16 protein-coding genes are annotated in these 10,894 nt (G+C 46.4%); 4 read left to right on the top strand and 12 right to left on the bottom strand.

Annotated features, from left to right (window positions below; genetic code table 11):
- The first annotated feature begins 110 nt into the window (after positions 1-110).
- Positions 111-284, top strand: a complete 174-nt coding sequence (rmf, locus tag Q4491_RS04475) for a ribosome modulation factor (RefSeq protein WP_027252207.1) — start codon at positions 111-113, stop codon at positions 282-284.
- A gap of 127 nt (positions 285-411) precedes the next feature.
- Here rmf and fabA read toward each other — a convergent pair whose 3' ends face one another.
- Both fabA and Q4491_RS04465 read right to left on the bottom strand, forming a co-directional pair.
- Complete coding sequence (gene fabA, locus Q4491_RS04470) at positions 412-927, bottom strand: bifunctional 3-hydroxydecanoyl-ACP dehydratase/trans-2-decenoyl-ACP isomerase (protein WP_027252208.1); 516 nt, start codon at positions 925-927, stop codon at positions 412-414.
- A 68-nt stretch (positions 928-995) separates the two neighbouring features.
- Positions 996-2,708, bottom strand: coding sequence for a Lon protease family protein (locus tag Q4491_RS04465; protein WP_192017089.1), 1,713 nt, complete (start codon positions 2,706-2,708; stop codon positions 996-998).
- Between the two features lie 236 nt (positions 2,709-2,944).
- Here Q4491_RS04465 and matP point away from each other — a divergent pair, with 236 nt between their 5' ends.
- Positions 2,945-3,397 carry a macrodomain Ter protein MatP gene (matP, locus tag Q4491_RS04460; RefSeq protein WP_192017090.1) on the top strand — a complete coding sequence of 151 codons (453 nt, stop codon included), beginning with the start codon at positions 2,945-2,947 and terminating at the stop codon, positions 3,395-3,397.
- Positions 3,398-3,443: 46 nt separating this feature from the next.
- Positions 3,444-3,752, top strand: coding sequence for a DUF3634 family protein (locus Q4491_RS04455; RefSeq protein ID WP_192017091.1), 309 nt, complete (start codon positions 3,444-3,446; stop codon positions 3,750-3,752).
- Positions 3,753-3,839: 87 nt separating this feature from the next.
- Here the strand turns inward: Q4491_RS04455 and Q4491_RS04450 are convergent, their stop codons facing one another.
- Together Q4491_RS04450 and Q4491_RS04445 are read right to left on the bottom strand one after the other, a co-directional pair.
- Entirely contained in the window at positions 3,840-4,241 is a 402-nt protein-coding gene (locus Q4491_RS04450; RefSeq protein WP_192017092.1) for a response regulator, read from the bottom strand.
- Positions 4,242-4,736: 495 nt separating this feature from the next.
- A complete protein-coding gene (locus Q4491_RS04445) occupies positions 4,737-4,967 on the bottom strand; it encodes a hypothetical protein (protein WP_192017093.1) in 231 nt (76 codons plus the stop codon).
- A gap of 215 nt (positions 4,968-5,182) precedes the next feature.
- Here Q4491_RS04445 and Q4491_RS04440 point away from each other — a divergent pair, with 215 nt between their 5' ends.
- Entirely contained in the window at positions 5,183-5,557 is a 375-nt protein-coding gene (locus Q4491_RS04440; protein WP_303455043.1) for a DUF3653 domain-containing protein, read from the top strand.
- Between the two features lie 37 nt (positions 5,558-5,594).
- Here Q4491_RS04440 and Q4491_RS04435 read toward each other — a convergent pair whose 3' ends face one another.
- The 8 genes from Q4491_RS04435 to Q4491_RS04400 all read right to left on the bottom strand — a co-directional run bounded on the left by Q4491_RS04435 (position 5,595) and on the right by Q4491_RS04400 (position 10,876).
- Entirely contained in the window at positions 5,595-5,906 is a 312-nt protein-coding gene (locus tag Q4491_RS04435; protein ID WP_303455042.1) for a hypothetical protein, read from the bottom strand.
- A complete protein-coding gene (locus tag Q4491_RS04430) occupies positions 5,903-6,277 on the bottom strand; it encodes a hypothetical protein (protein ID WP_303455040.1) in 375 nt (124 codons plus the stop codon). Before Q4491_RS04430 ends, Q4491_RS04435 begins: the two co-directional genes overlap by 4 nt.
- Positions 6,278-6,441: 164 nt before the next feature.
- Positions 6,442-6,633, bottom strand: coding sequence for a hypothetical protein (locus Q4491_RS04425; protein WP_303455038.1), 192 nt, complete (start codon positions 6,631-6,633; stop codon positions 6,442-6,444).
- Positions 6,634-7,028: 395 nt separating this feature from the next.
- Positions 7,029-8,153 (bottom strand): zonular occludens toxin domain-containing protein, encoded by a 1,125-nt coding sequence (locus tag Q4491_RS04420; protein WP_303455036.1) that lies wholly within the window; start codon positions 8,151-8,153, stop codon positions 7,029-7,031.
- 1 nt (position 8,154) lies between these two features.
- Positions 8,155-8,484, bottom strand: a complete 330-nt coding sequence (locus tag Q4491_RS04415; RefSeq protein ID WP_303455034.1) for a DUF2523 family protein — start codon at positions 8,482-8,484, stop codon at positions 8,155-8,157.
- Between the two features lies 1 nt (position 8,485).
- The gene (locus Q4491_RS04410; protein WP_303455032.1) at positions 8,486-9,997 is read right to left on the bottom strand and encodes a hypothetical protein; all 1,512 of its coding nucleotides are present in this window, start codon (positions 9,995-9,997) and stop codon (positions 8,486-8,488) included.
- 484 nt (positions 9,998-10,481) lie between these two features.
- Positions 10,482-10,616, bottom strand: coding sequence for a hypothetical protein (locus Q4491_RS04405; protein WP_272872736.1), 135 nt, complete (start codon positions 10,614-10,616; stop codon positions 10,482-10,484).
- A gap of 14 nt (positions 10,617-10,630) precedes the next feature.
- Complete coding sequence (locus Q4491_RS04400) at positions 10,631-10,876, bottom strand: single-stranded DNA-binding protein (RefSeq protein WP_192017102.1); 246 nt, start codon at positions 10,874-10,876, stop codon at positions 10,631-10,633.
- Positions 10,877-10,894: the final 18 nt, after the last annotated feature.

Raw genomic sequence — 10,894 nt, 5'->3', positions numbered from 1 at the left:
TATGAAGGTTGATCTCTTCAGTTAAATATCCAATCCTTAAGGTGGAGTCACAAAAACTCCATCATTATGTAACGGTAATGATTAATATGAATAAGGATGAGGATCGAACTATGAAGAGACAAAAGCGGGATCGTATGGAACGCGCCCAATCTCGAGGCTATCAAGCTGGCATTAATGGTCGTTCCAGTGACGCATGTCCATATCAAACTGTGGACGCCCGTATGAACTGGCTAGGTGGCTGGCGAGACGCGAGAGAAGAATTGCAATCTGGCCGCGCAAAATAAAACCTTCACCCTCATATCCCTAACCATACAGAGCCCCTTTGGAGAGGGGCTTTACTTTATCTGCCGCAGACACGCAAAAAAGGCCGCGTGTGCGACCTTTCTGTTATTGATATAGCGTTAAACTGAATCAGAAATTCGACGTGTCTTGAAACAAGCCGACTTTCAGGTCTTTAGCTACATAGATTTCTTTGCCATCAACCAGCACTCGGCCATCAGCAACACCCATAATCAGCTTACGGTTGATAACACGCTTCATTTGGATCTCATAGGTGACTTTTTTAGCTGTAGGCAGGATTTGACCAGTGAACTTCACTTCACCCACGCCCAGAGCACGGCCTTTACCTTCACCGCCAATCCAGCCAAGGAAGAAGCCAACAAGTTGCCACATTGCATCCAGACCCAGGCAGCCAGGCATAACGGGATCGCCAGGGAAGTGGCAGTCGAAAAACCAAAGATCAGGTTTGATATCCAGCTCAGCAATGATGAAGCCTTTATTAAACTCACCACCTTCATCAGTGATTTCAGCAATACGATCCATCATCAGCATGTTAGGTGCTGGTAATTGAGGACGGCCAGGACCAAATAATTGGCCTTGGCTGGAAGCGAGGAGATCGTCACGGTTGTAAGAATTGCATTTCTTCATTGGATGCTATTTTCTCTTTGAAATTATTGGGGCAATTTAGCTTACACCTGTACGCCTAACAACTCGGATCAGTGGTGGACCAACCAGTTTTTCATTTTGGTTAACCAACCTGAGCCTTCGTCATTATGACCGCTATGGAAGTGCGCTATACGTATAGCGATGACGTCTAAGAGTGTATCTTCATCGCTTTCTTGATTACTTTCGTCTCGACGGAAAGATTTACCTGTCAGTAAAGGTAGCGCATCATCCACACTATTTACGGCCCAGATATGAAATTTACCGTCTTTAATTGCATTCAGGACTTCGTCACAAAGACACAGGTTACTCAGGTTTGTTTTCGGCAAGATGACACCTTGGTGGCCGGTTAGGCCCCGATAGGCGCAAACCTTGTAGAATCCCTCGATTTTTTCGTTTATACCACCGACTGCTTGTACACGGCCAAATTGATCGACAGCCCCTGTAACGGCGATTTGCTGATTGATGGGCTGCTGAGAAAGGGCTGACACCAAAGCACATAGTTCTGCTAAAGACGCGCTGTCGCCATCCACTTCGCTGTAAGACTGTTCAAAAACGATAGATGCCGAATACGGCAGCGGCTGGTCAAGGTCAAGGGCGGTACTGACAAAGGCCTGCATGATCATCATGCCTTTAGCATGAATATTTCCTGCCAGTTCAGCCTTGCGTTCAACATCTGAAATGTCGCCATCACCAAAGTGAACCACGCAGGAAATTCGGGCTGGCTCGCCGTAAGCGACAGGGTGGCCAGGCATTTCGACAACAGTTAAACCATTAACCTGACCGATTTCTTTGCCATGGCAGTTAATAATAACCTGGCCGTGATGGATATCCTCGATGGCTCTCTCTGGCAAATATGAACTGCGGTATTCTCTGGCTTTCAGTGACTGTTGCAAGTGTTCGGCTGTAATCGGTTTGCTCTGGGATTCTATTGCTGCCTCACATAGCAGGCTTAGATGCCAGATAGGGCAAAGAGGTAAACGGTTTTGATCTTCTTCATGGCGAGCACCGGTACGCATCAAGAGTTTCAATGCGTCGTTGTCCGCCATGTCTGGTACCCCAGCTTTTTCAATCAGAGACTTCAGATAGGCTAAATATTTTGGCAGACTCGCTTGAGTAAGGCGCATATCCTGCTCAAACTCACCATACATGCTAAAGCCAGAAGCGATGTCGGGCTCAGCATTTTCCAGTTCTGCCATTAAGAATCTGTCACCAACCACGACTAATTTTACATTCAGTGCTTCAGCAGGTGGCAATGGGTAAAATTTCTTCTGAGTAACGGGTTGCCACTCCAGTTCGCCATTCATCAGTACCGCTTTGAGCCTTGGCCATAAGCTTGGGTTGGCAAGAATACTGGCGACAGACAATACTAAATAACCGTTGTTGGCTTGGTGAAGCAGACCATGCTTAACCTGAGGTTTCGTTAATTTGCCATCTTCTAAAGGTGGATACACGGCTCCAAACAGGTTGATGTCTGTGACATTGTCACCGGCTATTACAATAGGAGACTCATCTGACGGGCTTTTACCTGCTGAATCCCAATGCATCAGCAGATCAATGATATAGTCGCGGTAAACCTTGTTATCAGGTGCAGTAATTCTTAATAATCTGGGCTGGATATCAACTGCTGTGAATCGGCGTACGGCATCGCTCAGGCGATCTTGTAAAATGCCTGTCGGTGCAGGGGGGAGTTGTGCATACTGGTCCAGAATTGACTCATACTGAGTGTAATCTGGGAGCATGGTACGCCAGGATTCTTCTTGCATAGGCTTGATATAATTTCCGTTACTGTGAAAAAGACAGCAGTATAAAGGAATCGTTGTCCGCATAATAGAACAGGCATGGATTATCCTGCGATTCGGATGAGAATCAGCCAAAAGGCGTTCCTTCAAAGAGGGAGACATGCTTCTAAATCAATGTGCTATTGTGCTTCACTATCGATCTAGTTACACTGTCACTCTCTATTAATTGTAGACTTTACATACCCAAATAAGCGTCGATTATGAAATATCAGCAATTAGAAAACCTTGAGGCTGGCTGGAAGTGGGGCTACCTGGTAAAGAAGTACAAGGAAGGGGAAGCCGTTACGCGTCATATTGATACCAGTGAGGCCGAGGCCGCCGTGGCATCATTACTTGAGATAGAGCACGAACCAACCAAAGTGCTGGATTGGATTGGTCATCACATGTCTCCCGATCTTGAAAATAAAATGAAGCAGGCGATACGTGCGAAGCGAAAACGCCACTTCAATGCTGAGCAGGTCCATACACGCAAAAAATCTATTGATCTGGATTATCGTGTCTGGGAGAAGCTGGCCGATAAGTCGAAAGAGTTGGACTGTACCTTATCTGACACTATCGAGTATTTGTTGAGTGAAAGCACCAAGTCCCTGGAAGCCAATAAAAAGGTACAGGACATAAAACAAGACTTAAGTAAATTGCTTCAACTCGACTGATTCGCTATACCTAATATCATGCGCTGTTTGTTTGAGGAATAAGACGATGGAATATGTTCTTTTGCTGGCAGTTGCTGTGTTGATCCTGGTTTTTAAGGATCGCCCAGTAATGATGTTAAAATTTGAGCAAGGTGAGTTGAAACAGACGAAGGGGAATGTCCCCAGTGGATTCTTACATGGGTGTAAAGATATTGCCCATCGGGAGCCATTTACTGGGCAAATCAAGGTTTATAAGAATAGGTTTACGACAAAGCTGGTTTTCTCGAAAGATGTTCCAGCAAAAGTGAAGCAAAAGATCCACAACGTGTTTCCGTTTTCTTCTAACAACAAGAAATCAGGCCGGAGACAAGCCTAGATTCAGGCCTGCCAAGAGCAGGCTATTATTGCTTCTCTAATGCACCATAACTTGTTTAAGTGTAAAAAAATATAATTCAGACCTTAGTTACTTTTCAATATCTAACTGAAGATTTGATATCTTAGCCAAGCATTGATTGAGCTTTTGCATCGAAAGGGGTTTTACAATATAGCCATCAGGCTTATGTGAGATAACTTTTTTCACCGTTTCCATTTCATTTTCTGCCGTCACAACAATAACAGGCAAGTCTGGGTGATCCTGCTTTATTTGGCCCAGCAACGAAAGGCCATCCAAAGGGTGGTTGAGGTTTAAGTCTAAAAAGACACAATCCAATGTATGGCCTAAGAGTTGAGATTTCATGAATATGGCCTCAGCCTGGCTAACGGAACTGGCATGAAGCAATGTTTGGGGCTGTATGCTGTTTCTTAACAGCTGAGCTAAAATTTGTGCCATCACTTTGTTGTCTTCAATGATAAGAATACTTTTCATGTTCTGGCATCCAATTAATTACTATGTGTTTTTGCTCTCATTGATCTTAGATAAGAATGTACTGACATACCAGTAAAGAGTTCAAGAACATAACTTTAATGCACTATAACTTATTATTTCTATCGTTTTTTACCAAAGGAAAACACAAAATAATATACAGTTTAGAGAACAAATTTGACAAGCTGCTCAGGTTAAATGTCGATATTAACCATTGTTGACGTTGTCATTTTGTGCTTTAGCTGTATTTCAAGTCATTATAAATATGAAAGAGATAAGGCTATCTGCAGAACGAGTCTCTTCGCAGTTCCTACCAGGTAAAATATCATCCAGTTCGTGCACCGGCCAGTAAATGTCCTTGGTATAATGTGCCAGCTTGGCAAAGCAGCAGTTGAAATGACGATGAAGTCGGGGGAGCTGGCTGGCTTCTTAATAGTATTGATACTTTGAGACACATTCCCTTTTTTTAGTGATCCTGTAACATTTTTATTCGCACACTCAATGCGGCCTTTGTTGCGAACTGTTGGTGCAGATCCGCTCGATATTAAGATCCTTCAGCACCCGGCCAAAATGGGTCAAACGCTCAGTGTGGGCATCGCGCTTACCAACATGAAAAAACGCATGGCGGCCGCTGTAAAAGGCAGATGGCTTATCACGCGTAGCGGCCATATAATCGAAAGTCGACTCAGTTTCTTCACCAGTCGTCCAGGTGGTATCGTCGATAAACATCAAGAGGCAGCATTTGTCGGTGGGAGCCGTCGATTTGAACCAGCTCACTTTAACTTTGCAGGAAAGAGACATTTTAGATTTGGTTTATCATATTAAGTACGCATTATGATTAGGTTATGTTAAACGATTTTATTAACATCTAATTTAGTAAGTGCTTATATGAAAGGGGTTACTATGCAACAACTCAGTTTTCGGGTATTGCAATAAGTGACACCATGACAAGAAAAATTACAGAAAACTATATTTTCAGAAGATTCGTATGCGGTTTAAGCAGGGATGAAACCGCAAAACTATGTTTTAAATCTGTGAGAACCGTCACGCGATGGGATAGCGGTCAGACCATACCGCCTGAGTGCAGGCGACTAATGAAACTGTACTCAAACAGGGAGATCACAACTCATGAAGCGTGGAATGGCTGGAGAATATCGAAAGAAGGGCTTATCACCCCAAATGGATGGTGTTTAACACCAGATAGAATCTTAACTGGGCATGCGTTACTAGAGATTGGTGCAGAGACTGACAGTAAAAACAATACTCTGATTATTAAAACAGCTAGACTTTTGAAAGATTTACCACCAAAGAGACAATGAAATTAAGCCCCACACTGGGGCTTTTTTATACATTTACTTACCACCAGTAGCCAGGTGAAAGCCTATCGGGATCATCGGGCAAGTCCAGTAAAGTGCGCTCATCCACCAAATAGCGACGAGAGAAATTGCTTTCTTTGGCACCATATGGAGCAAGGGAACGAAGCAGTTCAACCATTTCTTGTAGTTCTTTGTCTTTGAATGTATACCCTTGATATACCCGTTCTTTAACTACAGGAACAATGACACGATACGTTTTTTCTGAGCTAGCCTTTGTTGTGAACTCGTTATACATCAATTTAAACAAACCAGTAAATTGAGAAAATCCACCGATTCCAGCTAATGATTTCATGACTTCGAAGATCTCCAAATAACAGTAGACACAAATAAATAAACCGTAAATTCTAGAACGTAGTCTGACACTAATTCGCTGAAAATATCCTGCTCTGGGTAAGCAAACATTAGGTAAATAAACTGAACTACTGTTAGCAAAGGTAGTGCAATAGAGAGCGTTTTCAGTTCGACAGGTTTAAATAGATCAACATCCCGCCAGATACTAGCAAGAGCCACAACAACACCAATAGTCACAATGCCAGATAGAAAGGTAATACCTTTCTCAATATAATCACCCACAAACAGATAGGCAGGTAAGATGGACAATACTAGAAGTGAAGCGATAAACATGAACCCGGCAACGCTGTTAGAACGTTTGCTAATACTCAAAATAACCTCCTGTATACAAACACTTAGGAGTTTATCATACGAATAGTATCCTGGCTGCATGGCAAAATGTCTAATTTCATAGCCAATTCGCCTTTTATAGCAGCTGATCAAACTATCAACTGATGTTGTGCATTCAGGCAAGCAATTGTCACCAGTGACAGGCGCTAGTTTCGGTTCATTGATACCAGTCGGCCAGTCACCAAATCCCGCAGCACATTGATGGTCAGATGTTCATTTTCACACAGCTCATTGATAGCGTTCTTGATGTCAGATTCTCTGTCCGCCGGAACCCACACCGTCACTTTTTTGAATCCGCCGTCTTTTTTGCGCTGTTCGTACTCTGCATTTCTGCTCATGGCATCCCCCCGAAATCTAAAGCCGTTGGCTTATGAGATCACAACCAGAAAAATATGCAACCTTTAGAATCGTACCGCGCTATCCGGGCAGTGCCCAACGTGAGACTTTCCCCCCGTATTACTAGACGGGGGGTGCGCTTCCGCTCCCGCAACTTCGTTTTCGGCCCTTGAGAAAGTGGCAGGTTATCGGGCAGGAGTCGCTGCGCTCCGGCCTGACAGGATGAAGGGTTTCGATGGATGCAGTTTAGGGAGCACCGCACAGGTGCGGGCTACGGGCCAGTGAGCAGGGAGTTTACAAAAGGGCGCGGAGATGGCCCTTATATGCCTGTCGGCATCAGGTTAGCTGAAAGCTAAGGCACCTCCCCGCGATGCGGGGCGCCCCTCCTTAGCTTTCATCAAAATGATGTGACGGTGGATAGTGGGCCATCTTGAATGAGGCCGCGACTTTCATTACAGACGACAATAGAATCGAAGTCGTGGTATTCGAGGGAGTAGACACATTTGCCGATTGCGTGAATGTTGTAGCCCAGCTTGCGCAGCTCCTTAGAGTTGACCGCGAACTGTTTCATTTCGTCTTTGTAGGCTTCCAGATAAATCACATCAAAGGACAAATCAAGATCAAAGCTCTTGTCTGGCCGGAGTGCTATCTGTCGGGCAGCGCCTGTTACGTACAGGTCGAAATCTGCCAGAGGGTGCTTGCCGTGGGTGCGTTTCTTCACTGGTGCCTCAGGAACGGGAGTCGGGGAGCCGTCCGGCTGGATGTGTAATTGCTTGACTGGCTCAGGCTGTTCTTTCACCCCGGCGGATAGTGGACTTTTAACATTACCAGTAGCAAACATACCCACCACAAACACCAGGCAAAGCGCGCCGCCAATAAAAGACCAATGTTGCCAGATGGGTTTGATGTCCGCCGCCGTGGCTTCGGACACTGCACCGTTTGAGGCGGTGTGCGATTGGTAAAACGGAAAGTAAGAGGCTTTGTAGCTGCGCTGACTAACATTGAGGACTTCACCGCGACAACCGTCCTGTACTTTGCGGGTATAGGTTTTCTCGCTACCGAGCGCCGTATTCTTTGAACAGCGGTACTGCACCTGAACCATGTCACGCACATCTTTGTGTAGCTTCCTGTCTGACTGGGTAATTAAAAGAATATCGACACCGTGATGTCGGTGAAGGCTAAGAAATTCCAGCACCTCGACCGATGCACGACTAATCGGCAACACCAAGTGTGCCTCATCGACCACAATGAGCGGCCCCTGACCGTCGTGATTGCGCCAGCTGTCTTGATAGTCCTCAGGCTTGGAGAAAGGGCGGTTTACGTTGCCGTGGTCTGACATATCGGTTTCAATGATTTTAATCAGCTCAGTGACGCCGTCACCAAACACCGTCTTAAAGTGGTCAAGGTTCAAGGGCAGGTTGGTGATCACCTTGCGGCCTGCTTTGACTGCCGGGATGATGTGATAGACCACCGCTTCATAAGACTTGCCGCCACCGGGGCGACCGATAAGCAAGTTAATCATGTCATGACCCCAGACGTGTGAACGGTATCAGCTGCAGTATCAGGCGAATGGTGATAGCCGTGATGATCATGGCGATGGCCTGAGGCAAGCCGAGCTGTCCAAACACCCAACCAATCTCAGTGGGCAACCCGGTCAGATACTGGCTGAGATTAATCGGGGCCAGCAGGTTAGCAATGGAGCCAGCCAGCATCTTGGCCCCTGCGAGAATCTGCTCAAACAGCAAGTAAAACAAGTCCTTGAGCATTTCCAGCCCTGACAGCAACATGCGGTACAGGAACTCAAGCAGCATGTTGAACAAAATCACTATCCAGTCAAACATTCCAACGTACACGTTAACCTCCAAAGACTAAGCGACGACAGAGCAGGGCCGCAGAGAACAAGATACAGGCCCGGATAAAGCTCCAGACCCCATAACCAATGTCAAAACTGAATCGGCCGAAGTTACCGAATCGGCCAAAATCCACCGCGATACCCATATCAGGGGCAGAGCCGCCTGCATCAACCTGAAACTGGTTCAGGAAGTCAAATTGTCCCCCTGAGGTCATATCATTGGTAAAGTCATTGATAATGCCGGTGATCCCTTCGGGATAGCTTGAGGCATAGAAACTGGAGCAGGTTTTCGACTGAATACAGGTGCCGTTCCCGGCATTGGTCAGGTCAGGATTGCCGAAGTCTGACAGCAAATCGCTGATACCCGTGAGGCTGTCACCAATCCCTTCAAGGTGAGTGTTGCCTTCCTCCTGCAGTCCTTTCATTTCGTCGAGCTTTTCCAGTGAGGCAAAATGCTCTGCATTGCTGGCTATACGATTGGCGACCAGTTCATTTTTAATGTCATTGAGCAGGGTATTCGATTCCGCCGTGTTCTGTGCAACCTGCTCAGTTTTCTCAACGACTTTCTTCACTTCCTTGATGCTGTCGTTACCAGAGCCTAAGTTGTCAAAGTTAGCGTTGAGATCGGCATTCAAATCACTCAGCTTGTTAGACAGGTTTTTCATCTGCTGATACTGGTCATCGAAATAGTCAGATAAATCTCCCTGAATGTTGCTCAACAGCTTGATTTCCTGCTCGGAAAAATTCGCCATGGCCTCCAAGGTGTTGTCAGATTTTTTTACCGTGTTGTTAAAGTCATTCATCAGAGAAAGCTGGTCTTCAAGGGTGGCATTGCTGTCTATGGACGTATCCAGCAGTTTGTTCATATCCACGTTCAGCTTGCCGACATTGGTGTCGATGTTGCGTAGATGTCCCTCAATGGAGTCAGTAGGATCTTCACCGTCACCGGGTTCTTCACCGCTGCCATCACCGGGTTCTTCGCCGTCGCCGGGTTTGTCACCATCACCGGGTTTATCGCCACCGCCAGAGTTAACGCAACCGGAATCGGTACAGAAGCCGTCAGCGTTTTCTGAGAGATTACATTCAGGGCCGATAACCTCAAATTCAGCGAAACAGTCAAAACCGGCACCGGGACTACCACAGAATTTAGAGCCGGATACATACTTAGCCTGGCAGCCGCCGCCTTTGCTGGAGCACCAATAGTTACCGGGGGTAGTGCCATGGTTAACGGATTTCCAACCCACGTCAAAACGTATCCCGAGATAGGCGTTGCAGGGACTGTTGTTTTCATCGCCATCGCCGCCGCCGTCTTCACCGCCACCATCATCACCACCACCGGGAGAGCCGCCGTCATCACCGCCACCATCACCGTCACCTGTGCCATCACCTTTTTTGACGGCATTACAGGTACCGCTGACACCTTGCAACTGCCTGTCACACATATAGTTAGGATTAATGTCGTACTCTTCTGAGTCAAACTGACTGCTGCATTGCTGTTTATAATGACTAATCAAACTAGAAACATGTGCCGAATCACAGTAGTTCTCAGGCTTATCACGCGAAAGCACTGCCGCCCCCTTTGTATGGCCGCCTTTAGCACAGCTAACCCCCGTAGTACCTGCGCGGCAACCAGTGAAAAAACTATTCGTACCAACGGAAGGCTTACCCTCAACACAGGAGGCCACTTCACTAAAGTAGGTATGATCTAAGTATTCACCCGGAGGTGAACACGTTCCGCGTTGCGGGCCATACGATGGAATCCCGTTATTAAAGTAATACATCACCGCGTGAGCCTTAATTGGTAAAAAGGGAAGTAAACCAACCAGAGCAACAAACAGAATTAAAATGAATCTATTCATGGTTTTGCCAAAAAAAAAGGGCAGCCGAAGCCGCCCAAAGAGTCAGAACGTTAGCGCCATCCCTGCATAACCGCATACGCTGCGATAGCACCAATGAGTGACCAGAGCGTGAGCGTCAGGTCATGCAGAAGGGGCAGCATTACGCTTTGTTAACGGCACGTTTCGCCAGCGTGATGCCTTTCATCACCATGGCCACACCGACAATAGCCACACCAATCGCGGTTACTGACGTCGCAACACCTGCCATATCAACCGCTGCAAAGATAGTTTCCATAAGAAAGTTTCCTTCTAAAGTTTGTTAATTAAACGTTTGGCAATGCCTACCGGATAGGCCGCGAAATAGCAGCTCACCAAGATAGCGGCAAAGCCGAATGAAAACGCCGCACCTACATCCTCGGGCGTTAGTTCAGAGCCAGCCAGATAGCTGTCATAACTGGATTTGCTGATAAGGACATAACCCGCACAATCCGTTATAGGGGTGGGCACGGCATACAAGAAACCTTGCTCATTTATCTGTACGCATGTGTCTGTCATGATGCCGCCCCGAGATTC

The organism is Photobacterium sp. 2_MG-2023 (assembly GCF_030547675.1).
In the GTDB taxonomy this organism is placed as follows: Bacteria; Pseudomonadota; Gammaproteobacteria; order Enterobacterales; family Vibrionaceae; genus Photobacterium; species Photobacterium arenosum.
The sequence above is the reverse complement of the archived record's forward strand: the minus strand, read 5'-3'. Positions and strand labels throughout refer to the sequence as shown.

What these genes read in the sequence shown, in the direction of transcription:
- rmf (WP_027252207.1), top strand. Translation starts at nt 111, where the DNA reads ATGAAGAGACAAAAGCGGGATCGTATGGAACGCGCCCAATCTCGAGGC.
- fabA (WP_027252208.1), bottom strand. Translation starts at nt 927, where the DNA reads ATGAAGAAATGCAATTCTTACAACCGTGACGATCTCCTCGCTTCCAGC.
- Q4491_RS04465 (WP_192017089.1), bottom strand. Translation starts at nt 2,708, where the DNA reads ATGCAAGAAGAATCCTGGCGTACCATGCTCCCAGATTACACTCAGTAT.
- matP (WP_192017090.1), top strand. Translation starts at nt 2,945, where the DNA reads ATGAAATATCAGCAATTAGAAAACCTTGAGGCTGGCTGGAAGTGGGGC.
- Q4491_RS04455 (WP_192017091.1), top strand. Translation starts at nt 3,444, where the DNA reads ATGGAATATGTTCTTTTGCTGGCAGTTGCTGTGTTGATCCTGGTTTTT.
- Q4491_RS04450 (WP_192017092.1), bottom strand. Translation starts at nt 4,241, where the DNA reads ATGAAAAGTATTCTTATCATTGAAGACAACAAAGTGATGGCACAAATT.
- Q4491_RS04445 (WP_192017093.1), bottom strand. Translation starts at nt 4,967, where the DNA reads ATGTTTATCGACGATACCACCTGGACGACTGGTGAAGAAACTGAGTCG.
- Q4491_RS04440 (WP_303455043.1), top strand. Translation starts at nt 5,183, where the DNA reads ATGACAAGAAAAATTACAGAAAACTATATTTTCAGAAGATTCGTATGC.
- Q4491_RS04435 (WP_303455042.1), bottom strand. Translation starts at nt 5,906, where the DNA reads ATGAAATCATTAGCTGGAATCGGTGGATTTTCTCAATTTACTGGTTTG.
- Q4491_RS04425 (WP_303455038.1), bottom strand. Translation starts at nt 6,633, where the DNA reads ATGAGCAGAAATGCAGAGTACGAACAGCGCAAAAAAGACGGCGGATTC.
- Q4491_RS04420 (WP_303455036.1), bottom strand. Translation starts at nt 8,153, where the DNA reads ATGATTAACTTGCTTATCGGTCGCCCCGGTGGCGGCAAGTCTTATGAA.
- Q4491_RS04405 (WP_272872736.1), bottom strand. Translation starts at nt 10,616, where the DNA reads ATGGAAACTATCTTTGCAGCGGTTGATATGGCAGGTGTTGCGACGTCA.
- Q4491_RS04400 (WP_192017102.1), bottom strand. Translation starts at nt 10,876, where the DNA reads ATGACAGACACATGCGTACAGATAAATGAGCAAGGTTTCTTGTATGCC.